Annotated in this window: 20 protein-coding genes and 1 tRNA gene; 9 read left to right on the top strand and 12 right to left on the bottom strand. The window is 73.5% G+C overall.

Translation table 11 applies throughout. From position 1 onward, the window contains the following. Positions 1-16: 16 nt before the first annotated feature. Both cysS and rlmB read left to right on the top strand, forming a co-directional pair. Positions 17-1,432, top strand: coding sequence for a cysteine--tRNA ligase (gene cysS, locus CLT72_RS19380; RefSeq protein WP_101413003.1), 1,416 nt, complete (start codon positions 17-19; stop codon positions 1,430-1,432). Continuing rightward, positions 1,432-2,565 (top strand): 23S rRNA (guanosine(2251)-2'-O)-methyltransferase RlmB, encoded by a 1,134-nt coding sequence (gene rlmB, locus CLT72_RS19375; RefSeq protein ID WP_101413002.1) that lies wholly within the window; start codon positions 1,432-1,434, stop codon positions 2,563-2,565. Before cysS ends, rlmB begins: the two co-directional genes overlap by 1 nt. Positions 2,566-2,692: 127 nt before the next feature. On the opposite strand, the gene CLT72_RS19370 is transcribed toward rlmB, so the two are convergent. Further along, positions 2,693-3,784: an ABC transporter ATP-binding protein gene (locus CLT72_RS19370; protein ID WP_101413001.1), complete on the bottom strand. Its 1,092-nt coding sequence runs from the start codon at positions 3,782-3,784 to the stop codon at positions 2,693-2,695. Between the two features lie 331 nt (positions 3,785-4,115). Between CLT72_RS19370 and CLT72_RS19365 the strand changes: the two genes are divergently transcribed. The 3 genes from CLT72_RS19365 to CLT72_RS19355 all read left to right on the top strand — a co-directional run bounded on the left by CLT72_RS19365 (position 4,116) and on the right by CLT72_RS19355 (position 5,416). Next, a tRNA-Thr gene (locus tag CLT72_RS19365) sits at positions 4,116-4,192 on the top strand. Between the two features lie 347 nt (positions 4,193-4,539). After that, the gene (locus tag CLT72_RS19360) at positions 4,540-4,986 is read left to right on the top strand and encodes a helix-turn-helix domain-containing protein (RefSeq protein ID WP_199184601.1); all 447 of its coding nucleotides are present in this window, start codon (positions 4,540-4,542) and stop codon (positions 4,984-4,986) included. Between the two features lie 10 nt (positions 4,987-4,996). Further along, on the top strand, positions 4,997-5,416 hold the full coding sequence (locus CLT72_RS19355; protein ID WP_101413000.1) for a VOC family protein: 420 nt from the start codon (positions 4,997-4,999) through the stop codon (positions 5,414-5,416). Between the two features lie 67 nt (positions 5,417-5,483). Here the strand turns inward: CLT72_RS19355 and CLT72_RS19350 are convergent, their stop codons facing one another. Continuing rightward, entirely contained in the window at positions 5,484-6,686 is a 1,203-nt protein-coding gene (locus tag CLT72_RS19350) for a LysR family transcriptional regulator (RefSeq protein WP_101412999.1), read from the bottom strand. A gap of 39 nt (positions 6,687-6,725) precedes the next feature. Beyond that, positions 6,726-7,946 carry a LysR family transcriptional regulator gene (locus CLT72_RS19345; RefSeq protein WP_101412998.1) on the bottom strand — a complete coding sequence of 407 codons (1,221 nt, stop codon included), beginning with the start codon at positions 7,944-7,946 and terminating at the stop codon, positions 6,726-6,728. Between the two features lie 483 nt (positions 7,947-8,429). Between CLT72_RS19345 and CLT72_RS19340 the strand changes: the two genes are divergently transcribed. Further along, on the top strand, positions 8,430-9,026 hold the full coding sequence (locus CLT72_RS19340; protein WP_101412997.1) for a hypothetical protein: 597 nt from the start codon (positions 8,430-8,432) through the stop codon (positions 9,024-9,026). 283 nt (positions 9,027-9,309) lie between these two features. Here the strand turns inward: CLT72_RS19340 and CLT72_RS19335 are convergent, their stop codons facing one another. The 3 genes from CLT72_RS19335 to CLT72_RS19325 form a co-directional block, all read right to left on the bottom strand. Beyond that, positions 9,310-9,900: a TetR/AcrR family transcriptional regulator gene (locus CLT72_RS19335; protein ID WP_158242043.1), complete on the bottom strand. Its 591-nt coding sequence runs from the start codon at positions 9,898-9,900 to the stop codon at positions 9,310-9,312. Between the two features lie 2 nt (positions 9,901-9,902). Next, a complete protein-coding gene (locus CLT72_RS19330) occupies positions 9,903-11,522 on the bottom strand; it encodes a succinic semialdehyde dehydrogenase (RefSeq protein ID WP_101412996.1) in 1,620 nt (539 codons plus the stop codon). Positions 11,523-11,625: 103 nt separating this feature from the next. Beyond that, entirely contained in the window at positions 11,626-12,105 is a 480-nt protein-coding gene (locus tag CLT72_RS19325) for a protealysin inhibitor emfourin (protein ID WP_101412995.1), read from the bottom strand. 183 nt (positions 12,106-12,288) lie between these two features. Here CLT72_RS19325 and CLT72_RS19320 point away from each other — a divergent pair, with 183 nt between their 5' ends. Both CLT72_RS19320 and CLT72_RS19315 read left to right on the top strand, forming a co-directional pair. Further along, positions 12,289-14,682, top strand: a complete 2,394-nt coding sequence (locus tag CLT72_RS19320) for a M4 family metallopeptidase (protein ID WP_101412994.1) — start codon at positions 12,289-12,291, stop codon at positions 14,680-14,682. Between the two features lie 123 nt (positions 14,683-14,805). Then, entirely contained in the window at positions 14,806-15,579 is a 774-nt protein-coding gene (locus CLT72_RS19315; protein WP_101415264.1) for an enoyl-CoA hydratase/isomerase family protein, read from the top strand. 96 nt (positions 15,580-15,675) lie between these two features. Here the strand turns inward: CLT72_RS19315 and CLT72_RS19310 are convergent, their stop codons facing one another. The 4 genes from CLT72_RS19310 to CLT72_RS19295 form a co-directional block, all read right to left on the bottom strand. Further along, the gene (locus CLT72_RS19310; RefSeq protein ID WP_101412993.1) at positions 15,676-16,119 is read right to left on the bottom strand and encodes an HNH endonuclease; all 444 of its coding nucleotides are present in this window, start codon (positions 16,117-16,119) and stop codon (positions 15,676-15,678) included. 251 nt (positions 16,120-16,370) lie between these two features. Beyond that, complete coding sequence (locus tag CLT72_RS19305; protein WP_486484282.1) at positions 16,371-17,579, bottom strand: hypothetical protein; 1,209 nt, start codon at positions 17,577-17,579, stop codon at positions 16,371-16,373. A gap of 49 nt (positions 17,580-17,628) precedes the next feature. Next, complete coding sequence (locus tag CLT72_RS19300; RefSeq protein ID WP_101412991.1) at positions 17,629-19,161, bottom strand: FAD-dependent oxidoreductase; 1,533 nt, start codon at positions 19,159-19,161, stop codon at positions 17,629-17,631. Positions 19,162-19,251: 90 nt separating this feature from the next. Beyond that, positions 19,252-19,743, bottom strand: coding sequence for an MSMEG_6728 family protein (locus tag CLT72_RS19295; protein ID WP_101412990.1), 492 nt, complete (start codon positions 19,741-19,743; stop codon positions 19,252-19,254). Between the two features lie 100 nt (positions 19,744-19,843). Here CLT72_RS19295 and CLT72_RS19290 point away from each other — a divergent pair, with 100 nt between their 5' ends. Next, entirely contained in the window at positions 19,844-21,622 is a 1,779-nt protein-coding gene (locus tag CLT72_RS19290; protein ID WP_486484281.1) for a potassium channel family protein, read from the top strand. A 45-nt stretch (positions 21,623-21,667) separates the two neighbouring features. On the opposite strand, the gene CLT72_RS19285 is transcribed toward CLT72_RS19290, so the two are convergent. Continuing rightward, positions 21,668-22,906: an APC family permease gene (locus CLT72_RS19285; protein ID WP_088998113.1), complete on the bottom strand. Its 1,239-nt coding sequence runs from the start codon at positions 22,904-22,906 to the stop codon at positions 21,668-21,670. Positions 22,907-22,915: 9 nt separating this feature from the next. Next, positions 22,916-23,683, bottom strand: a complete 768-nt coding sequence (locus CLT72_RS19280) for a phosphatase PAP2 family protein (RefSeq protein ID WP_101412988.1) — start codon at positions 23,681-23,683, stop codon at positions 22,916-22,918. Positions 23,684-23,768: the final 85 nt, after the last annotated feature.

Raw genomic sequence — 23,768 nt, 5'->3', positions numbered from 1 at the left:
CGGCTACCCTTGTACGGTGACGCTACGCCTGTATGACACCGCCACCCGATCGGTGCGGGACTTCGTCCCGCGGGAAGCCGGCAAGGTGGGGGTCTACCTGTGTGGTCTCACCCTCCAGGCCCCGCCGCACATCGGTCACCTTCGCTCCGGCGTCAACTACGACGTGCTGCGCCGCTGGCTGCTCGCCGCCGGCTACGAGGTCACCTTCATCCGCAACGTGACCGACATCGACGACAAGATCCTGGTCAAGGCGATGGAGCGGGGCAGGCCGTTCTGGTCGATCGCGTACGCCAACGAGCTGATCCTGACCGATTCCTACCGGGCGCTCAACGTGCTGCCGCCGACGTACGAGCCGCGGGCTACCGGGCACATCCCCGAGATGCACGAGCTGATCGCCAAGCTGATCGCCGACGGGCACGCCTACCCGGCCACCGACGACTCCGGCGACGTCTACTTCGACGTCCGGTCGTGGCCGGCGTACGGCTCCCTGTCGGGGCAGTCGCCGGACGCGATGCAGTCGGCCGGGGACGCCCCCGACCGGGGCAAGCGCGACCCGCGCGACTTCGCGCTGTGGAAGGGTGCCAAGCCCGACGAGCCGGCGGACGCCTACTGGCCGTCGCCGTGGGGGCGGGGCCGGCCCGGCTGGCACATCGAGTGCTCGGCGATGTGCTGGCGCTACCTCGGCGCCGAGTTCGACATCCACGGCGGAGGGCTGGACCTCACCTTCCCGCACCACGAGAACGAGATCGCCCAGTCGCAGGCCGCCGGGCTGCCGTTCGCCCGCTACTGGGTGCACCACGGGCTGCTCAGCATCGGCGGCGCCAAGATGGGCAAGTCGCTCGGCAACGCCCTCGACCTGACGTACGTCGACTCGCTCGGCGTGCGCCCGGTGGAGCTGCGCTACTACTACGCCGCCGCGCACTACCGGTCCCGCATCGACTACTCGGAGGACGCGCTGCGCGAGGCCGCCGTCGCGTACCGCCGGATCGAGGGGTTCGTGCAGCGGGCCGTCGAGCGCGTCGGCCCCGGCCAGCTCGGTGAGCTGCCGGGCGCGTTCGCGGCGGCGATGGACGACGACCTGAACACCTCGGCCGCGTTCGCCGTCCTGCACGAGGTGGTCCGCGACGGCAACACCGCGCTGACCGGCGGCGACGATGTGACCGTCCGCACGGCGCTGGCCGCGGCCCGCGCCATGCTGGATATCCTCGGGATCGACCCCCTCGAACCGGCGTGGACCGGTGGCGGCCGCGCGGACGACCTGCGCGGCGTGGTGGACTCGCTGGTCGCGCTGGCCCTGGAACAGCGCGCACAGGCCCGCGGTCGCAAGGACTGGGCCGCGGCCGACGCCGTACGCGACCAGCTCAAGCAGGCCGGCGTGGTGGTCGAGGACACCCCCCAGGGCCCCCGTTGGACTATTGGAGAGCAGGACTGATGGCCGGCAACTCGCAGCGCCGTGGCCGGCGTCTGACGCCGAAGGCGGGAGCCCCCAAGGGCTCCGGTGGCAAGAACAAGGACTCCCTCGCCGGGCGGGGCAGGACCCTGCCCGCCGACGAGCGGCCCTGGCACAAGGCATACTCGGGCACCGAGAAGCTGCCCCAGCGCACCGCCTGGAAGCAGGACAAGGAGCGCCGGGCGGCGGCCGAGGAGGGCCGCGCTCCCAAGATCGGTCAGCCCGGCAGCAAGGACACCACCTGGGGCAAGGGCGGTGGCCGGGGCGTACCGACCACGGGCGGGCGCGGTACGGGCGGTCGGGGTGCCAGGCCCACCGGTCGCGGCGGCCCCCGGGTCGCCCCGGGCCGCAAGTCCAACCCGTCGAAGGACACCCCGGAGCTGCTGGTCGGACGCAACCCGGTGCTGGAGGCGCTGCGCGCCCTGGTGCCGGCGACCGCGCTCTACACCGCCCAGGGCATCGACGTCGACGACCGGGTCAACGAGATCATCCGGACGGCCGCCGACCGGGGCATCGCCAACCTGGAGATCAGCCGGGCCGAGCTGGACCGGATGACCGGCGGCGTGCTGCACCAGGGCGTCGGTCTCCAGGTGCCGCCGTTCGCGTACGAGCCCTTCGAGGACCTCGTCGCGGCGGCGCTGGAGCAGGCCGCCCCGCTGCTGGTGGCGCTGGACGGGGTGACCGACCCGCGCAACCTCGGCGCCGTGATCCGCTCCGCCGCCGCCTTCGGCGCGCAGGGCGTCTTCGTACCGGAGCGGCGGGCTGCCGGGATCACCGCGACCGCCTGGCGGACCAGCGCCGGCGCGGCAGCGCGGGTGCCGGTCGCCCAGGTGACCAACCTGACCCGGTCGCTGAAGGCCTGCCAGGACGCCGGCTTCATGGTGGTGGGCCTGGACGCCGACGGCGAGACCGACCTCTACGACCTGGAGGCCGCCGTCGGCCCGCTGGTCGTGGTGGTCGGCTCCGAGGGCCGGGGGCTCTCCCGGCTGGTCGGCGAGACCTGCGACCTCACGGTGAGCATCCCGATGATCTCCGAGGTCGAGTCGCTCAACGCCAGCGTCGCGGCCGCCGTCACCCTCGCCGAGGTGGCGCGCCGCCGGGCCGCAGAGGGCTGATCCCGCAGACCCGAAGAAGGGGCGGTCCGCCGATGGCGGGCCGCCCCTTCGCCTGTCCGGGGGCCTGCAGCCGGAGACGACGATGGGGGCGCCCGCCGGTCGGCGGGCGCCCCCATCTCGTCGTACGTCAGATGCGGTTGCCGGTGCTCGCGTTGAAGACGTGGCTGCGGCCCTCGCGCGGCTTGACGAACACGGTGTCGCCCATGTTCGGCATGCTGCGCCGGTCGGTACGGACCACGAAGCGCTCGTTGCTGCCCTCGAGCGCGGCGTGGCCGTAGATGTTGGCGTCCGAGCCGAGGTCCTCGACCAGCTCGACGACGACGGGCATGCCGCCCTCGGTCGGGCTGACCAGGTCGCAGTCCTCGGGGCGGAAGCCGACGGTCACCTTGTCGGCGCCACCGTCGGCGCGGGCCGCCTCGACCTGCTCCCGGGTGAGCGGGATCTGCAGGTCGGCGAAGGCGGCGCCCCGCTCGCTCAGCGGCACGGTCTTGATGTTCATGGCGGGGGAGCCCATGAAGCCGGCGACGAAGACGTTGGCCGGGGTGTCGTAGAGCGCCCGCGGGGTGTCCACCTGCTGGAGCACGCCGTCGAGCATGACCGCCACCCGGTGGCCCATGGTCATGGCCTCGACCTGGTCGTGGGTGACGTAGACGGTGGTGACGCCCAGCTTGGCCTGCAACGACGCGATCTGGGTACGGGTCTGCACCCGCAGCTTCGCGTCGAGGTTCGACAGCGGCTCGTCCATGAGGAAGACCTGCGGCTCGCGGACGATCGCCCGGCCCATGGCCACCCGCTGGCGCTGACCGCCGGAGAGGGCCTTCGGCTTGCGGCCCAGGTACTCCTCCAGCTGGAGCAGCGCCGCCGCCTCCTTCACCCGCCGGTCGATCTCGGCCTTGGAGGTCTTGCGCAGCTTGAGCGCGAACGCCATGTTCTCGTACACCGTCATGTGCGGGTAGAGGGCGTAGTTCTGGAAGACCATCGCGATGTCGCGGGCCTTCGGCGGCAGGTGGGTGACGTCCCGGTCGTCGATGTGGATCGAGCCCTGGTCGACGTCCTCCAGGCCGGCGAGCATGCGCAGGCTGGTGGACTTGCCGCAACCGGAGGGGCCGACCAGGACGAGGAACTCACCGTCGCCGATCTCCAGGTCGAGCTGGTTGACGGCGGGACGCTCGGTGCCCGGGTAGATCCGGGACGCCTTGGCGTAGGTGACCGTAGCCATGGTGGGGTGCTTCCTTTCACCGGCAGGAACGTGCCGGACGATCCGAGTGAAGGAGCGGCCGGCACGGGACGCGCCGGCCCACGGGCAGCCTCTCGAAGATCGAGATGTCGTCCGTGTCACTGCACGGTAAACGGCTTTTCGTCACCTGCCAAGGCGGGGCGCACGGGATGGGACGGGCCGCATAGACATTCCGGTCACTCGGGCACGGGCGGACATCAATCGACCGTCGATAGCGGTACGCCGCAGCGCGGAGGTGACGTTTCCCGTGGTCGGGAGCCCTGCCGAGGCGGAAATCCGGACGTCAGTCGCTATGCTGACGTCGGCACCACACGCCCCTGTAGCTCAGCTGGCCAGAGCACTCGCCTTGTAAGCGAGATGTCGCCGGTTCGATCCCGGCCGGGGGCTCCAAATTTCATCAGCACTTCGCGCCGGGCGGGCGTGGCTGGATGTCCGTGGGCTCCGACGGCCTTCGGGCAGGCCCGCCCCGCTGAGGTTGGGAGGTCGTCGTCCCGCTCCTCCGCGACGAGCTGCTTCGTGTCGCCGTTCGACATGTCGGACACCCTCAGCCTCCAACCCGGCATCCGACCGGATGCTCATCAGGGAAGTGCGCGGAGAGGGCCGCCCGTGCAGTCAGCGGCACGGCGGGTGTCCCTGCTGAAGCTGCCGACGAGCTGTTCGACCGGGGTCTCGACGCCATCCTGGCGTCCGTGCCGGAGTAGCCGGCCCGGCGTGGTGCGCACCCTATGCTGGACGGCGTGAGCAGGGCGACGGAGGAGTCGAACCGGGCCATGCTGCGCGCCCGGGACGCCATGGACCGCGCGTACGACCGGCCGCTGGACATCCCCGCCCTGGCCCGGATCGCGTACGTCTCCGAGGCGCACTTCATCCGCACCTTCCGGGCGACCTTCGGCGAGACCCCGCACCGCTACCTCCAGCGGCGGCGGGTGGAGCGGGCCATGTACCTGCTGCTGCACACCGACCGGGACGTCACCGACGTCTGCTACGCGGTCGGCTTCTCCAGCCTGGGCACGTTCAGCCGCACGTTCCGGCAGATCGTCGGGGAGTCGCCGTCGGAGTACCGCCGCCGCAAGGCGCCGGTCGCCGCCGTGCCGGTGTGCTTCACCAAGGCGTGGACCCGGCCCAGCAGCTTCGGGCAGCAGACGTCAGTTTTGGATAAGCAGCAGGTCAGGGGAGCCCCGTAGCGTCTCCAGCATGACGATGAACGCGATCAGCCGCTCCCAGATCTACGTGCTCGACCAGGACGAGGCCCTCGACTTCTATGTCGGCAAGCTCGGCCTGGAGGTCAACACCGACCAGGACCTCGGCTTCATGCGCTGGCTGACGGTGAACCTGCCCGGCGACCCGGAGCGCGAGATCCTGCTGGAGAAGCCGGGCCCGCCGGCGCTGGACCCGGCCACCGCCGAGCAGGTCCGGGATCTGCTCACCAAGGGCGCGCTGGGCGGCTACCTCTTCATGACCACCGACGACGCGCACAAGACGTACGAGGACCTCGTCGCCAAGGGCGTCGAGATCACCGACGAGCCGATGGAGCGCCCGTACGGGATCGACTTCGGCATCCGCGACCCGTTCGGTAACAGGATCCGTATCGGCCAGATGTTCCCCAAGGGCTGACCCTCGCGGCGGGGGACCCGGATCGGGAGCGTGCCGCCGGTGGGCGCCTACCGACGGGGCCCCCGACTCACGTCGGGGCGTAGCCGGGCCAGCGGGAGGGGTCGGCGCGTAGGGCGGCGAGCAGGTCCGGGCGGCGTTCGGCCAACTGCCCGACGTGTCGGTCACGCAGCCACCGCGCCAACCACGCGGCGGTCGGCGCGGCCGGTCCGCCACGCCGCCACGCGACGGTCAAGGCGACCCGGAGGTCCTCTGCCAGCCGGACGGTGTGCAACTCGCCGGGAGGCACGAGGGTGGCGGTGGTGAGGGCGACCGCTACGCCGTCCTTCAGGATGTGGCGACCACTGGGCCCGTTGGGGGCGGTGAAGCGGATCCGGGGTACGAAGCCCGCGGCTTGACAGACGGCGAGGACCGACCGCTGGTTGCGGGTGCCGGCAGGCCCGGTGAGCCAGTCGTGCTCCGCCAACTCGCGCAGTGCGATGGTCGTCCGGTCGGCACCCGCATCCTCGGGTAGCAGGACGTATGCCGGGTCCTCGAAGGCGACGATCGTGTCCCACCCGGCGGGCGTGGCAAGGCCGGCGAGGGGCAGGTCCGCGTACACGCAGATGTCCGCGGCGAGCATCGCCGGTGTCCAGTTCGGGCCGGGAATGGTGACGACGTGCTGTCGTACGTTGGCCAAGCCGCCGTCGCGCAGCGCGTCGACCAGCCCGGTGAAACCGAACTCACTGGCCACCGTCAGGCCAGCCGGGACCATCGTCGTGTCGTCGGCCATGGTCGTCCCGGACAGCCGGGACATCTCCTTCTCCAGCCTCTGCAGGTGTGGCAGCAACTGGACGAGTAGTGGGCTGGCGGACACTCCCCTGGGAGTCCTGTCGAACAGGGTGCCCCAGCGCCGCTCGATCCGTGTCAGCTGGGCACTAACCGCCGGCTGGGGCAGCCCGAGTTGGCGGGCCGCTCCGCTGATCGATCCGGTTGCGGCGACCGAGGTCACCAGCCGAACGTGCCGCATGGCCACGACGTCGACGCCGATCAGGGCCGCGATCGTCTCGGCAGCGGCCGTCGCCTGACTGACCGATCCCAACGCTGCCTGCCCCTGGCCGGTCAGGTGGTACTCCGTCCCGGTCCGGTGCAGGCACGACACTCCGGCGGAACCGGCCAGCCGGCGTAGCCGCTTGCGGACGGCGGTCTCACTCAGACCGAGTCGGCCGGCGAGGACCGGGCAATCGAGCCCGTCGGCGACGCCCAGCAGCAGCCGCAGGTCGATCGTGTCCACGTTGGTCTCCAGGAGCGCGGGCGGCAGGTTCTCCGGTCGTCACTGACAGTCGGGTCGCGCTTCGGCGAAGGCGGGCCAGCTGACCGGATCGGCACGCATCTCGGCGAGCAGGTCCGGGCGTAGCTCCGCCAGTCGCCGGATCTGACCGTCGCGCAGCCAGCGCACGATCCACTGAGCCGTCGCGGTAGCGGTGCTGCCTCGCCGCCATCCGACGGTCATCCGCACCCGGACGTCCTCTGCGAGTCGGACGGCGCGTAGCGCGCCACTGGGGACCAGGGTCGCGCCGGTGAGGGCCACCGCTCCACCATCTTCGATGATGCGGCGGCCGCTGGGCCCGTTGAGGGCGGTGAACCGGATCCGCGGGTCGAATCCCATCGACCGGCAGAGCAGGAGTACGGACTGGTGGTTGCGGCTGCCTGGCGGACCAGTGATCCAGTCGTAGTCGGCCAACTCGCGCAGGCCCACCGTGGTCCGGCCGCCATCGGCACCGGGTGGCATCAGGACATGGGCAGGATCCTCGAACGCGACGGCCCTGTCCCGTCCAGGCGGGACGGCCAGACTGACGAACGGAAGATCGGCGTACAGGCAGATGTCGGCGGCGAGCATGGTCGGCGCCCAGCCCGGACCGGGGATGTCGATGATGTGTTGCCGCACGTCGACCTGAGCATCGTCGCGGAGCGCGTCGATGAGCCCGTGGAAGCCGAATTCGCTGGCCAACTGCAGGTTGCCTGGGGTCACCGAAGCTTCCTCGGCTATGGCCGGCGCGGCGAGGCAGGACAGCGTCCGTTCCAGCAGGCGCAGGTGTGGCAGCAGTTCGACGAGTCTCGGGGCGGGCTCGACACCGCTTCGGGTGCGCTCGAACAGGGTGACCTGCCAGCGCCGTTCGATCCGCGTCAACTGCGCACTGAGCGAAGGCTGCGGAATCCTCAGTTGGCCGGCAGCGCTGCCGATCGAGCCGGTCGCGGCGATCGTGGTGACCACCCGGACGTGCCGCGTCGAAAGGGACTCGACGCCGAGGAGCCGCGCGATCTCCTGCGATGCGGCCACCGCCTGGCTGGCCGGGCCCAACACGGCCCTTCCCTGCTCGGTCAGGTGGTGACTTCGTCCCGTCTGTCGCAGCCAGGCCGTCTCCTCGGGACCGGTCAATCGCCGGAGGCGCTTCCGCACCGCGGATTCGCTGAGGCCGAGCGAGGCGGCGAGGGCGGGGCAGTCGTCGCCGTCGGCGACACCCAGCAGAAGTCGAAGATCTACCGTCTCCACGAGTTCAGATGGTATGGCCGGTGCGCGTGATCGGTAATACCAACTTCCGCGATGGACTGGTGGAATCGGGCAGGCCGACGGCGGCCGACACGTACAGCGACTGAATGGGCGCTAATTGGTGTTCGCAGTCGCAGGACTCGGCATTTCCTGATCCATTGCCGCCGATCAGCAATGGCGCGTAGGAATAAAAATAGTGATATGACCACGTATTGATGGACTGATCTACCGTTGGGTGCCTCAAGCGCGGCCGCTCCGAGTGGCGTCGGCGGCGGTCGTCGGTTTTGGTATGGGCGACGAAACCAGTTGGTAGTCCCCAGCCCCAGCCGGTTGCTGATCCAATTCACGTGACGGGTCGCGCTGCCCCGGCGGGACGGCGAGTCCTGTCAGCCGGGCCGCTGATGCGGCCGGGCTCGTTCCCAGCCCATTCGCTGCAGTCATAGCCGTTTGCAGTGGGCAGAATCCATCCGCACTGAAGGAGAGTCGATGAAGACGGGCCAGCATCCGAAGAGGCACCTGAGACTTGTGCACCGAATTCTGATGGCGGTGGCGCTCGCCGCGGCCAGCCTCGGCCTCTCTCTCGCGGTTTCCAGCCCCGCACAGGCAGCCACCACCACGATGTGCTCGGCCACGCCGGTCCCCGCAGGCTGGGTGGTCACCCAGGCGCAGAGGGACCCGGCCAGCTGCGGTTCCCACCTGCACTACTGGATCACCAACGATCTCTACAACGGGATGCACATCTGTTCCGCCACTCGCGTGCCCGCCGGCTGGGTGGCCACCCAGGCGCAGACGAACCCGGTCAGCTGCGGGCCTCACCTGAGCTACTGGGTCACGAGCAACCTCTACAACGGGATGCACATCTGTTCCGCCACTCGCGTGCCCGCCGGCTGGGTGGCCACCCAGGCGCAGACGAACCCGGTCAGCTGCGGGCCTCACCTGAGCTACTGGGTCACGAGCAACCTCTACAACGGGATGCACATCTGTTCCGCCACCCAGGTGCCCGCAGGTTGGGTGGTCACTCGATCGCAGACGGACCCGGTGACCTGCGGTCCCTACCTGCTCTACTGGATCACCCGAGTCTGACGGGCGACGCGGGGCGGTCTGAGGAGCACAGAGGCGAGTCAGACGCTGCACCGCAGGAGAACGACCGATGAGAACTGTCGGGGTCGTCTCATGGATCACCGTGAGACGGCCCCGACAGCATCAGACTCCAGACGGCGCGGGTGACCGCCGGGTCGGCCGGCTCTTCCCAAGGCCTCACCTGGCGGCGGCCGTGTCCCTACCGTGGCCCCCGGCACTGGTGGCCGTCGGCGACGTGGCGCGCACCTGCCGCCCCGGACTGCGCGACACCGGCCTCGCCGGAGGACTACCGCTGCCGACCCCGTTCGGTCGGCAGGCCGGCGAGCAGGGTGTCGACCAGGGCGGCGGCGTCGGCGGGGGGCAGCGGGCGGTGCGTGACCACCGCCCGCAGCCAGACCGGCCCGAGCAGCAGGTCGGCCAGGAGGGCGTCGTCCACCGGCCCGGTCAGCTCGCCCCGCGCGCGGGCCCGCCCGGTCAGCTCGGCGACGTGCGCGCAGTGCTGGCCGAGCAGTTCGTCGGCGAGCCGCCCCAGCTCCGCGTCGGCGCCGGTGTGCGCGAGCACGTCGGCGGCGAGGCGCCCCGGCCCGTCGGCGAAGAACGCGGCCTTCGACCTGAGCAGGGCGGTCAGGTCGCCGCGCAGCGTGCCGGTGTCCGGCACCGGCAGGTCCCGGGCGATGGCGTGCCGGAACGTCGCCGCGACGAGCGAGGGCTTCGACGGCCACCACCGGTAGAGGGTGGTCTTGTTGACCCCGGAGCGGCGGGCCACCCCCTCGATGGTCAGCCCGGCGTACCCCTCGGCCTCCAGCAGGTCCAGCACGGCCGCGTGGATCGCCCCCGCGCCGCGCGGCCCCCGGACGGCCGCCGGCCCGCCGGTCACGGTCACAGCCCGGTGCGGCGCAGCAGGCGCAGCGCCGCGGTCATCCGCCGGGTCCAGGCCGCGCTGTGTGCCCCCGGCCGGTGGTACGCGGGGGCCAGGTCCAGCCCGCGCTGCCGGGCGACGGTCTTGACCCGGGTGAACCGGAGCAGCCCGTCGGCGCCGTGCCGGCCGCCCAGCCCGGAGTCCTTCCAGCCGCCCATGGGGGCGTCGACGCTGCCCCAGACGGCGCTGTAGCCGTCGTTGACGTTGACGGCGCCCGCGTCGATCCGCGCCGCGACCGCCTCGCCGCGTGCCCCGGAGCCGCTGAACACGCTGGCGTTCAGCCCGTACGCGGTGTCGTTGGCCAGGGCCACCGCCTCGTCGTCGGTGCGGAAGCGGTACACGGCGACGACCGGGCCGAAGGTCTCCTCGGCGTACATCCGCATGCCGGGGGCGACGCCGGTGAGCACGGCCGGTTCGAAGACGTACGGGCCGATGTCGGGGCGGTGCCGGCCACCGGTGTGCAGGGTGGCACCCCGCTCGACGGCGTCGGCGACGTGCGCGGCGACGGTGTCGAGCTGCCGCGCGGAGGCCAGCGAGCCGAGGTCGGCCTCGAAGTCGCCGCCGACGCCCAGCCGCAGCGTCGCGGTGCGCATAACGAAGCGGCGCAGGAACTCGTCGTGCAGCGGGTCGGCGACGTAGACGCGTTCGGCGGAGACGCAGAGCTGGCCGGCGCTGGCGAAGCAGGCCCGGATCGCGCCCTCGACCGCCCGGTCCAGGTCGGCGTCGTCGAGCACGAGCAGCGGGTTCTTGCCGCCCAGCTCCAGCGACGACGGGACCAGCCGGCGCGCGGCCTGGGCGGCGACCTCGCGGCCGACCCGGGTGGAGCCGGTGAAGCAGACCAGGTCGGCCCGCTCGGTGACCAGCGGCCCGACGTCGGCGCCCTCGCCGGCGACGATCTGCCAGAGCGCCGGGGGCAGCCCCGCCTCGACGGCGAGGGCCCGCAGCCACAGCGCGCTGAGCATGCTCGCGGGGTCGGGCCGGTGCACCACCGCGTTGCCGGCCGCCAGGGCGGGCAGCACCTCGGAGGCGGCCAGCGAGAGCGGGTAGTTCCAGGGCGAGACGACGCCGACCACGCCCACCGGGAAGCGCAGCTCCCGGGTGCGGGTGAGCACCGGCAGCGCCCCGGCCCGGCGGCGGGGGCGCAGCAGCCGGGTGGCGGCGCGCGCGTAGTAGCGGGCGTTGATGGCGACGTCGAGGACCTCCTCGACCGCGTGCCGGCGGGCCTTGCCGGCCTCCGACTGGATCAGGTCGAGCCCCTCGGTCTGCCGGTCGAGCACCAGGTCGTGCAGCCGGAGCAGGACGGCGGCCCGGTGGGCGACGGGCAGGCCGGCCCAGGGGCGCTGGGCGGCCCGCGCGTCGGCGAAGGCGCCGTCGACGTCGGCGGGGGTGCTCGACGCCACGTCCACCGTCCGGGCGCCGTTCAGCGGCGAGGTGGCGCTGAACGCGGGCCCGGTGCCGCGCACCTGCCCGACGAGCGCGCCGGCGCCGTCGGGCAGCGCCGGTGGGCGACCGGGGGCGGCGGGGTTGCCGGTGGCCGGGCCCGCCGGGTCGGCGTGCGGGGTGAGCGCGGTGGTGGTCATGCGTCGACGTTAACGCAACGCGACGTTGCGTTGCAATTGCGCGCCGGGTCGCCCGCCGCCCGGCGTCAACGGCTCGTGCAACGGGGCGACGGCGGTGCGGCCCTCAGCCGGTGGCTCCGACCAGCAGCTCCACCACCGCGCGGGCCGTCGCCGGCGCGCCGCCGTCGGTCGGGCAGTCCACGTACCCGGTCTCCATCGTTCCGACGGTGAGCCGGTAGCTGAAGGCGTCCCGGCAGGCCGTCGGAGCCGACGGGCGGCCCGCCTCGGCGGCGAGCGCGGGGTCGGCGACGAGCCGGCGCAGCCGGTCCAGGTCCGCGCCGGAGAGCCGGCCGGTACGCCGCGACCCGGCGCGGTCGACGACGCTCCACCGCCCGTCGGGCTCCACGGTCACCGTGTCGCCGCGCCCGGCGATCCCGCCCGAGCGGGTCAGCACGACGCGCGCCGGCGTCGGCTCGGCGGGCGGTGGGGCCGTCGTACCGGCCGCCGGGCGGTCGGTCGCGGGCGGCGTGGTCCGGTCCGGCGGCGTGGTCGTCGTGCAGCCGGCCAGGACCGCCGCCACCAGCGCGACCTTGACGCCGGCCATCGAAGCTGATCTCATGCCGCTCGGACGCGCGGCGCGGCGGCGCGGTTCCCACCGGCTCCGGTTCCACCGAACGGTCAATGTCCCGGACGGAATTCGGATCACCCCTTCTCTTTTGGGTCGTCACATCGTTATATCTACATGCGTGACTATCCCTGTCGCGCATACCCCCGTTCAGGAGGGCACGTGAAAAGACCCCTTGCCGCCGTCGGTACGGCCCTGCTCACCAGCGGCCTGCTGACCGGCGTCGCCACCCCGGCGCTCGCGGCACCCCCCACCGCCCCCGCCCCGGGCGGGCCCGCCGCCGCCGCGGCGAGCGTCCTGCGCGCCAACCCCGGTGCCGTCCAGGGCACCGGCGCCGAGGCGTACCAGGTGCACAGCACCAAGGTGGACGCCAACGGCGCCGCGCACACCCGCTACACCCGGACCTACCAGGGCCTGCGGGTGTACGGCGGTGACTTCGTCATCCACACGACCCCGAACGGCGGCTACGCCGGCTCCTCGGTCGGTCTGGACGCCCCGCTGACCCTGCCCACCACGGCCAGGGTTCCCGCCGCGGTGGCGAAGAAGGCCGCCCGCGCCGAGTTCTCCGGCACGCTCACCGCCGTGGGCACCCCGGAGCTCTTCGTCGACGCCAGCTCCGGCAAGGGCCGGCTGGCCTGGGAAACCGTCGTCACCGGCTGGCACCCGGACGGGCAGACCCCGTCGCGGTTCCACGTCGTCACCGACGCCACCACCGGCAAGGTCATCGGCTCGTACGACGAGATCGAGGCCGTCGCCGGCACGGGCAACAGCGTCTACTCGGGCGCCGTCACCGTGGACACCACGCTCTCCGGCAGCACGTACCAGATGATCGACCCGCTGCGCGGCAACGGCTCCACGTGCGACATGAACAACGGCACGTCGACCTGCACCACGATCACCGACGCCGACAACACCTGGGGCACCGGCGCCACCTCCAACCGGCAGTCCGCCGCCGTGGACGCGCACTACGGTGCCGCCAAGACGTACGACTACTTCAAGAACGTGCACGGGCGCAACGGCATCTTCGGCGACGGCCGGGGCGTGCCCAGCCGGGTGCACTACGGCAACAACTACGTCAACGCCTTCTGGGACGGCTCCCGGATGACGTACGGCGACGGCAGCGGCAACTCCCGGCCGCTGGTCTCCATCGACGTGGCCGCCCACGAGATGAGCCACGGCGTCACCGAGAACGTGGTGCCCGGCGGCCTGACCTACTCCGGCGAGTCCGGCGGCCTCAACGAGGCCACCAGCGACATCTTCGGCAACATGGTCGAGTTCTACGCCAACAGCCCCGCCGACCCGGGCGACTACCAGGTCGGCGAGAAGATCAACATCAACGGCGACGGTACGCCGCTGCGCTACATGTACAACCCGGCCCTGGACGGCTCCGGCGACAGCTGCTGGTCCACCTCCACGAAGAACAAGGACGTGCACTACTCGTCCGGCGTGGCCAACCACTTCTTCTTCAACCTTGCCGAGGGCACCGGGGCCACCCCGTACGGCACCTCGCCGATCTGCGGCTCCGCCCCGGCGGTGACCGGCATCGGCCGCGTCAAGGCCGAGAAGATCTGGTGGCGGGCGCTGGACGCGTACTTCACCTCCAACACCTCGTACGTCAACACCAGCAACCCGGCGAACACCGCCCGGGCGTACACCCTGCGCGCCGCCACCGACCTGTACGGCAGCTGCTCCACCGAGTACCGGACCGTCCAGGCGGCCTGGACCGCGGTGAACGTGGCCGGCAACGACGCGCCGTGCTCGACCGGCAACGACTTCTCGGTCTCGCTCTCGCCGACCTCCGGCGCGGTGAACCCGGGCGGCTCGGTCTCCACCACCGTGGCGACCGCCACCACCAGCGGCTCGGCGCAGACCGTGACGCTGTCGGCATCCGGCCTGCCGGGCGGGGCGACCGCCTCGTTCAGCCCGGCCTCGGTGACCTCGGGCGGCTCCTCGACCCTCACCGTCGCCACCACGGCCGCCACGGCGCCGGGCACCTACACGGTGACCGTGAACGGTGCCGGCTCGGTCACCCGCAGCGCCACCTACACGCTGACCGTCAACGGCACCGGTGGCGGCTGCACGAGCCCGGGTCAGAAGCTCGGCAACGCCGGCTTCGAGTCCGGGGCCACCACCTGGACGCAGACCTCGGGCGTCATCGGCCAGCACGGCACCGCGCAGCCGGCCCGCACCGGCACGTGGAGCGCGTGGCTGAACGGGTACGGCCGCAGCCGCACCGACACGCTCGCCCAGTCGGTGAGCCTGCCGGCCGGGTGCACGTCGTACAACTTCAGCTTCTGGCTGCACATCGACTCGGCGGAGACCACCGGCAGCACCGCGTACGACACGCTGCGGGTGCAGGTGCTCAACTCCTCCGGGACGGTGCTGGCGACCCTCGCCACGTACTCGAACCTGAACAAGGCCACCGGGTACAGCCAGAAGTCGTTCTCGCTGGCCGCGTACAAGGGGCAGACCGTGACCCTGAAGTTCACCGGCGTCGAGGACGCGTCGCTCCAGACGTCGTTCGTCGTGGACGACACCGCGCTCAACGTCTCCTGACGTAGTCGTACCGTCGCCGGGCCCGGCGACCACCCCGCCAGGGTGGTCGCCGGGCCCGCGCCGTTATGGTCGCCGCACCGACGCGTCGCCGCTTCCGGCGGCCGGACGGACGTCGAAGGGGTGGTGACGGTGACGGACGCGGAACTCCTCGTCGAGGTGACCGGGCCGGTGGCGACGGTGGTGATCCGCAACCCGGCCCGGCGCAACGCGATGACCACCGCGATGTGGCGGCGCCTGCCGGCGCTGCTCGACGGGCTGGAGGCCGACCCGGCCGTGCGGGCGCTGGTGCTCACCGGCGCCGGGGACACCTTCTGCGCCGGGGCGGACCTGGGCGACCTGGACGAGCTGCTGGACGCCGGCGACGCCAGCATCGCCGTGGCCGCCGAGGAGCGGCTCGCCGCCTTCGCCAAGCCGACCGTCGCCGCCGTGCGGGGCGCGTGCGTGGGCGGGGGCTGCCAGCTCGCCGTCGCCTGCGACCTGCGGGTCGCCACCGCCGACGCCCGCTTCGGCGTACCGCCGGCACGGCTGGGTCTGGTGTATCCCGCGCCGACCACCCGCCGGCTGGCCCGGCTGGTCGGCCCGGCCGCGGCGAAGCACCTGCTCTTCACCGCCGAGCTGATCGACGCCGAGCGGGCGCTGCGGGTGGGCCTGGTCGACGAGGTGCTGCCGGGCGACCGGCTCGCCGCCCGGGTGGACGAGCTGACCGCCGCCGTGGTCGCCCGGTCGCAGCTCAGCGTCGCCGCCGCCAAGGAGATCGTCGACGGGCGGGCGGACGAGGACCGGATCGCCTGGTGGCACGGGCAGGTCCGGGCCAGCGGCGAGGCCCGTGAAGGTGTCGCGGCCTTCCACGAGCGCCGCCCGGCCCGCTTCGGCTGGACCCCGCCCGCCCGGCACTGACCCCGTCCACCGCCCCCGGGGCGGGACAGGGGCCGGCGGGTGCCGCGCCGAGGGGCGTACCCCCGACGCGGCCCCCCGTTCCCGCCGGCCGGTCCGTCACCGCCCGGCCAGCGACGTCCAGGTCGGCACCACCGGCTCGCGCCGCAGCGGCATGCCCGCCTCGGCCGGCGTCCGGTCGCCCTTGCGCTGGTTGCAGCCGTAGCAGGCGGCGGTCGTGTTCCGCCAGGTGTTCCGGCCGCCGCGCGAGCGGGGCAGGACGTGGTCGATGGTGCCGGCCGGCCCCCCGCAGTACGCGCAGCAGCGCCCGTCGCGGCGCAGCACGCCGGCGCGCGACCAGGCCGGGCCGGTGCTGAACCGCCACCGGGTCACCACGTAGCGGACCAGGCGCACGACCCGGGGGACCGGGAACACCCCGATCACCCGGTCGGGCTCGGCCTCGTGGATCTCGGCGACCCGCCGGCAGAGCATCCGGATCGCGTGCTGGACGGTGACCCGGTGCAGCGGGCCGAGGTCGGCGTTGACGACGAGGACGGCGTCCACCGGTGTCTCCCTTCGTGGCGGTGACGGGCTGGGCGGACCGGAGGACGAAAGAGCCGCCCGGTCCGGATGCGGACGGGCGGCTCGACGTCGTGCGGGCACGCGTCAGTCGGGCCGGCCGCCCAGGGGGTGTTCGGCGCGGTGGCCGCCGCCGCTCGCCGGCGACGCCGGACGCGTGGGCAGGGACGACGGCACACAGGTGACGTGCGACATCGACATGACCAGCTCCCGCGGCGGTGGTTGACCTTGCGCGATCACGGTAGGTCGGCGGGGGAGAGAGGGGCAACGGATTTCGATCGAGGCCCCGGCCCGTCGGGGCGGCGCTGGCGGCGGGCCCGGCCGGCGGCCCGCGCGGCGGCCAGGGGCCGGTCGACGCGTACGGCCATCCGGGCGGTCAGCTCGCTCTCCAGCAGCGGCCGGTTGACCTCGGCGGCGACCGCGAGCGCCGGCCCGGAGACCGTACGCCAGATCGCGGCCAGCCCGGCGCCGAGCCCGAGCAGGGCCACGGCGGCCCGGGTCACCGGGGACCCGGCGGCGGCCAGCGCGCTCACCCCCACGACGGCGAACAGCACGGCGAGCAGCGGTACGAGCACCGGCCAGAAGATCCCCCGGACGGCCTGCGCCACCAGCTTCCGGTCCCGGACGATCAGGTTCCGGGCGACGATCGCGTAGTCCTCCTCGTCCAGCAGGTCCCTCGGGTGCAGCCCGCCGGTGAGCACGCTCTGCCACAACTCGCCCTGGTTGCGCAGCTCGCGGGCCAGCTCGGGCAGCCCCGCCTCGGTCGGGTCGCCCACGCCCGCCCTGGTGACGGCCGACGCCCACGCCGACAGGGACCGGCGGACCACCGCGGCCGAGTACGGGGGCAGCACGCTGGCCAGCTCGCCCAGCCACCGGCCGATCTCGAACTGCCGGCCGCCGAAGCGCCGCGCCACCTGTCCCGCGTCGCCGTGCCGGACGGCCTCGCCGTAGCGGACGGTGTCGGCCAGCGAGCGTCCCAGCCGGTACGCCAGCCCCACCCGCTGGTCGGTGGCCATCGTCCAGCGCAGCAGCTCCACGTTGAGGTCGTCGAGGGCGAGCAGCAGGGCGTCGCCGGAGCCGTCGGCCACCCGGCCCCGCGCGTCGGCGGTGGTGGGCGCGGGGCCGACGCGTCGGGTCAGCTCGGCGATGCGGGCGAGGGCGACGTCCACGCCGTCCAGGTACATCTGGAGGCGTCGCGGCCCCGGCATCTCGGTCAGGTTGGACAGCTTCGCCGGTGCGCCCGCCGGCCGGTCGGCCCCGGGGTCGCGCGGCTCGGCGGTCTGCGCGTGGTGGTAGGCGTCGGCCATCCACCAGCCGAGCCGCAGGGCGGTCACCACGCAGGCCCGCTCGTCCCTGATCAGCGGGTACGCGTCGTCCCGCGCCACGTCGGCGACGAGCGGGTCGTCGTCCGTGCGCGGCGACATCCCGCTGACCTCCCGGCTCATCCCAGACGGTCAGCCTAGGTCAGCCGAGCGGCCGATTTGCCCCTTCTGCTCATATCCGTCCGGCGAGCAGGCCCCGGGGCCGGATCGAGCGCACCGGCTCGGCCGCGCCGCCCTCGGCCCGCAGGACGTGGTTGGCCGCGACGATCCCGGTCGCCGCCGAGCGTTCCATCAGCGCGCTCGGGAAATCCGTCCGAATGCCGTCGCCGGCCAGGTAGAGCCCGTGGGCGTCGGTGCGTACCCCCGGCCGCCAGGCGTGACTGCCGGGCGTGAAGGCGGGCGCCTGCGCCTCCACCCGGGCGCGCAGCTCGCGTACCCGCAGCCGGGCCGCCTCCGGCCAGAGCGCGGTCAGCTCGGCCCGCATCCGTTCGGCCAGCTCCTCGGCGGGCACGCCCGCGTCGCAGGCGTACGCGTGCAACTCCACGACCGAGCCGCCGGTGCGCTCGGCCCAGCGGCGGGACTCGTTCTCCAGCCGGTGGTAGAGGGTCACCGAATCCAGGGTGGGCTGCCGGGACACCCCGCTGAACACCGCCCGGTCGGCGGAGACGTCCCCGTCGCACCAGTAGCGCGCCACCGCGTACGGCGGGCCGGGCCGGCCGAACGCGGGCATCCGCGCCGCCAGCCGGGGCGCGTGCTCGGCCAGGCCGGGCGAGGCCGCTACCAGCGCGGCCAGGGCGGGCGGGTCGACGGCGAGCACCACGTGCCCGGCCGGGTACGACGTGCCGTCCGCGGTCGCCACCCGCCAGCCGGCGCCCTCGCGGGCCAGGGCGGTGGCGGCGGCGCCCGTCACCACCCGGCCACCGTGCTTCTCCACGTGCCGCGTCAGCGGCTCCCAGATCGCCGTCGCGTAGTCCTCGTCCGGGCAGTCGAAGGCCAACCCCTCCGGGTTGCCCAGCAGGTAGAAGTGGAACTGGGCGATCATCTCCGCCGCCGACATCTCCGCCTCGTGGTTGAAGAACGAGTGGGAGAAGACCTCGAAGAGCATCGCCCGGGCCCGGTCCGGCAGCCGCAGCGAGGTGAGCAGCGCGTCGGCGGTGCTGTCGTCGAACTCGGCGTAGGTGCGCCCCGGATCGTAGGTGAGCAGCGGCAGCGCCGCGTCCCGGTCCATCCCGCGCAGGTCGCCCAGGCGCAGGCTGGGGCTGCGCAGCAGCAGCGCCAGCAGGTTCGCCGGCGGGGCGGGCGGCAGCCTGCCGAACTCCTCGGTCGGCCACCGCTCGCTGAGGATCGGGTAGCCCGGGACCGGCTTGAGGAAGCCCAGCTCCGGGTCGACGCGGCGCAGGATCGACCGCCAGTTGTAGTACTGCCGGAAGAACGCGTGGAAGCCGTGCTCGTTCATCTGCCGGGTGCCGTCGGCGAGCGTCTCCGGCCAGGCCCCGAGCCGGCCGCCGAGCGTCGGCGCGGCCTCCAGCACGGTCACCGCCACCCCGCGCTCGGCCAGCACCACCGCCGCCGACATGCCGGCGATCCCGCCGCCGACCACCACCGCCTCGACCCGGCCCGGCACGCGGGGGGCGCCGCCACCGCCCGGGTCCACCTCGTGTTCGCGTACGCCGATGAGCCGACCGACCACCTTCGACAGCGCCATGTGCACCTTCCCGCCGGATGGGTCTCCAGTCTGCCCGGTGACCCGTCGGGAGGAACGTTCCCCGAGCGCAGGCGCCTCACGCGCCCCGACTCAGGTCGGCGGCGGCAGGCAGCGGCGCTCGCGGTCCGAGGCGGGCCAGACGTACTCCAGGTCGGTCGGGACGTCGTCGCCGAAGATCGGGCCGTAGTGCCCGGGGTCCTTGCGCAGCAGCGACGAGCGGTGGCTCAGGTGCAGGTCGTCGCGGCCCAGCCAGGGCGGCAGCTCGCCGGCCCCGGCCAGCTCGGCCTGGGTGCGCACCCGGGTCAGGCCGCAGGCGGCGGCGAGGTCGGCGGTCATCGTGTTCGCGCAGGTGTCGGCCCGCCCGGGCTCGCACCAGACCGCGCAGACGTCCAGCCCGTACCGGGTGAGGGCCTCCTCGTACCCGGCCCACATCTTGACCGCCGGGTGGTTGCGCCAGCCGTACGTGGGCCAGGTCAGCCCCCGCAGCACCTGGATGGTCTCCACCCGCTGCTTGCCCAGCCGCTTCTGGTCCAGCGTCCGCGCGCTGGCCAGGAAGTCCGGGTACGGCAGGAACGTCTGCATGCCGGTGCTCTACCCGTCCCCGGATGGGACATGCCGACGTGACCAGCGTTCATGATCACGGGGCTGCGCGCGCCGCGACCGGCTGACTACTATGCGGCGCATGGCGGAGCCCCTGCTGGATCGTGCGCGCCGTGCCGGTCGGCGGCTCCGGGTCAACGGGGACGCGCGGGCGCACTACGTGATCTGTGGCCGTGACGCCCTCGCCTACTGGGTGGTGCGCGCGTTGCTCGCCACCGAGTTTCAGGCCGGCCGCGTCCGGATCACCCTGGTCGTGCCCGAGCGACCCAGCTCCGACGAGCCCGACGGGCGCGACCTCCAGGGCGTCGAGGTCGTCCGCGCCGACCGGCTGGACGAGGTCACCTTCCGCCGGGCCGGGCTGGCCGGCGCCGACGGGCTGGCCCTGCTGCACCAGGACGACGTCGGCAACATGCACGCCGCGCTCTGCGCGCAGGAGGTCGAGCCCCGGCTGCGCCTGGTGGTGCGGATGTTCAACACCAGCCTGGCCAACGGGGTGCGGCAGATCTTCCCCGACTCGGCGGTGCTCTCCGACGCCTCCATGGCCGCCCCCGCCTTCGTGGCCGCTGCCCTGGGCGAGGTCGCACCCACCCACTTCCGGCACGGCGGGCGCACCCTCTACGTGGCCCGCCGCGACGACGTACGCCCGACCGACGTGGTCTGCGGGGTGGCCGACACCCGCGACCCACAGCAGGTCCGGCTGCTGCCGGCCGACGAGGGCGTGGCCGACCTGGTGATCGCCGAGGCGACCGGGACGCCGCCCGGTACGGAGCTGGCCGCCCGCCGGCTGAGGCGCGCCCGGCGGCGGCGCCGGCCGCTGACCGTGCTGCTGCGCGCCGTACGCAGCTTCGCCACCCGCAAGATCGGCGTGGCCGTGATCGTGCTGCTGGCGGTGATCGGGGTGCTCGGCTGGCTCAACGGCTACGCCGCGCACGAGGACTGGGCCGACTCGCTCTACCTCACGCTGGTCACCACGCTGACCGGGCAGGACCCCAACCCGGACAAGTCGGCCGCCGAGCAGGTCATGCAGGTGGTGCTCAACCTGGCCGGGCTGGCGCTGATCCCGCTGATCACCGCCGTGGTGGTCGACGGCATCGTCAACGCCCGGCTGGCCCTGCACTCCGGACGCATCCAGCCGGAGCGCTCCGGGCACGTGGTGGTGGTCGGGCTGGGCAACGTCGGCACCCGCGTGATGGCCCAGCTCTGCGACTTCGGCGTCGAGGTGGTGGCGATCGACAAGCTGGCCGAGCCGCGCGGTGGCGCGCTCGCCCGGCGGCTCGGCGTACCGCTGATCGTGGGCGACGCCGCGCTGGAGGAGACCCTCCAGTCGGCGTCCGTGGGCGGCTGCCAGGCGCTGGTGGTGGTCTCCACCGACGACGAGACCAACCTCCAGGCGGCGCTCATCGGCCGGGCCGTCAACCCGGAACTCCAGGTGGTGCTGCGGCTCTTCGACGGCCACTTCGCCGAACGCATCCAGCAGGCGTTCGGCATCGGCGTCTCGCGCAGCGTGTCCTACCTCGCGGCGCCGTCGTTCGCCGCCGCGCTGCTGGACCGCGCGGTGATCGCCACCATCCCGGTCGGTCGGCACGCGCTGCTGGTCACCGAGGTCAGCGTCGCCGCCGGATCGGCGCTGGACGGCCGGCCGCTCGCCGCCGTCGGGCGGGCCGAGAGCGTACGCCTGCTGGCGCACGCCCGGGCCGGCCAGCGCCCCGACTGGGCGCCCGACGCGCGCCTGGTGATTGTCGCGGGTGACCGGCTGACGGTGGTGGCCCGGCGGGCCGGCCTGAACGCCCTGCTCCGCGAGGCCGTGCCACCCCCGCCGGAGGAGCCGGTCACGCCCGCGCCCCGACAGCCGGAGGAATGACGGGTCGGCACCCGACCCGCCGTCGCGCCGGTCGGGGCGGCGGCGTCAGGCCCGGCGGGGGCGCAGGGCGTACCAGAGGGCGCCGGCGGCGAGCACGGCGGCGCCGGCGAGCACGCTGGCCGGCGGCAGGTTGACCGCGAGCAGCAGGCAGCCGACCAGCCCCAGCACGGCCAGCGCCCGAACCGGCAGCCGCCGGCCCGGGTCCCGACCCAGCGTCAGCGCGGCGGCGTTGGTGATCGCGTAGTAGACCAGCACGGTGCAGCTGGAGAAGCCGATCGCGTCGCGCACGTCGCCCAGCAGCACGATCGCCACCACCACGGCGGCCACGGCCAGCTCGGCCCGGTGCGGCACCCGGTGCACCGGGTGGACGGCGGCCAGCGCCCCCGGCAGGTCGCGCCGGCGGGCCATCGCCAGCGCCGTGCGCCCCACCCCGGCGAGCAGGGAGAGCAGCACCCCGGTCACCGCCACGGTCGCCCCGGCCCGCACCAGCCACGCCAGCCCGGGTAGCCCGGCGGCCGTCACCACGTCGGCCAGGGGCGCGGCGGATGCGGCCAGCCGGTCGGCCCCGAGCACGCCGACGGTCACGACCGCCAGCACCAGGTAGACCGCCAGCACCACGCCGAGGGCCAGCGGGACCGCCCGGGGGATGGTCCGCTCCGGGTCGCGTACCTCCTCGCCGAGGGTGGCGATCCGGGCGTACCCGGCGAAGGCGAAGAAGAGCAGCCCGGCGGCGGTGAGCACGCCCCGCCCGCCGCCGCCGAGGTCGCCGAGCCGGTCCAGCGCGACGTCGCCGCCGACCGCCCCCGCCACCGCGACCAGGGCCAGCACCGCCAGCACCACGGCGACCAGCGCCTTCGTCGCGGTCGCGGTCTTGCCGACGCCGCGCAGGTTCACGGCGGTCACCGCCGCCACCGCGCCGACGGCGACGAGCCGCGCCTGCCCAGGCCAGAGGTACGCCCCGATGGTCAGCGCCATCGCCGCGCAGCTCGCGGTCTTGCCGACCACGAAGCCCCAGCCGGCCAGGAACCCGGCGAAGGGGCCGAGCCGCTCCCGCCCGTACACGTAGGTGCCGCCGGACTCCGGGTAGCGGGCCGCGAGCCGGGCCGAGCTGGTGGCGTTGCAAAAGGCGATGAGACCGGCCAGTACGAGGGCCGCCAGCAGCCCGGCCCCGCCGGCCGCCGCCGCGGCGGGCGCGAAGACCACGAAGACGCCCGCGCCGAGCATCGAGCCCAGGCCGATGACCACCGCGTCCCCTGCGCCCAGCCGGCGCGCCAGTTGATCCACGGCGGGACCCTATGGGGCGGAGATGAACGGACGGTTCCAGTCCCGCAGCGCGCCCGGCAACGGTAGTTCGTCCCAGGGCACCCGGTGCAGCAGCCGGTCGAGGACGAGGCCGAGCAGCAACCCGGCGACCGAGTCGGTCAGCCAGTGAAAGCCCAGGTAGGTGGTGGTGCAGAGCACCACGAGCGGCGGTACGACCCGCACCACGGCGACCAGGCGGGGCGGCATCGTGCGGCCGTACGTGCGCAGCAGCGGGGCGAGCAGCAGCGCGATGACGCCGTACCAGACGATGGCGTTCGCGACGTGGCCGGACGGGTAGGACTGGGCGAACCGCAGCGGCAACTCGTCCTGGAACAACGGGAGGGTCTGCTCGGCGGGCAGGAAGGGATCCTTGACGCTCGCGCTGGGCGCGGGTCGGGCGGTCCACACCTTGAGCGGGCCGATGGTGAGGTAGCTGAGCGCGAAGGCGAGCACCGGCGGCAGCACCGGTCGTACGGATCTCAGCCGCACCGCGAGCAGCACCCCGAGCCCCAGGGCGATCAGCGTCAACGGGGTGCCCTGACCGAGGTAGTTGAGGATCACCGCCGTCCAGTGCGCCGCCGTCGGCCGGTGCGCCTGCGACCAGTCGGCGACCGCCCGGTCGATGCCGAAGAGCCCCTCGTTGGCGAGGGCCACGGTCATCCCGACCAGCGCGGCGAGCAGCAGCGCGTCGAACCACCAGCCGGCCGGCCGGACCGGCCGGAGCTGGACCTTTCCCCGTACCGCCGTGGTCTCGCGCACCCCGTCACGCTACCGGCCCCGGTCGGTGCCGGACCGGGACGGGCCGGGGACCGCTGTGTGCCGAGCCACGAAGGGAGGCGCTCGG

This window comes from Micromonospora sp. CNZ309, from assembly GCF_002846525.1.
The sequence above is the reverse complement of the archived record's forward strand: the minus strand, read 5'-3'. Positions and strand labels throughout refer to the sequence as shown.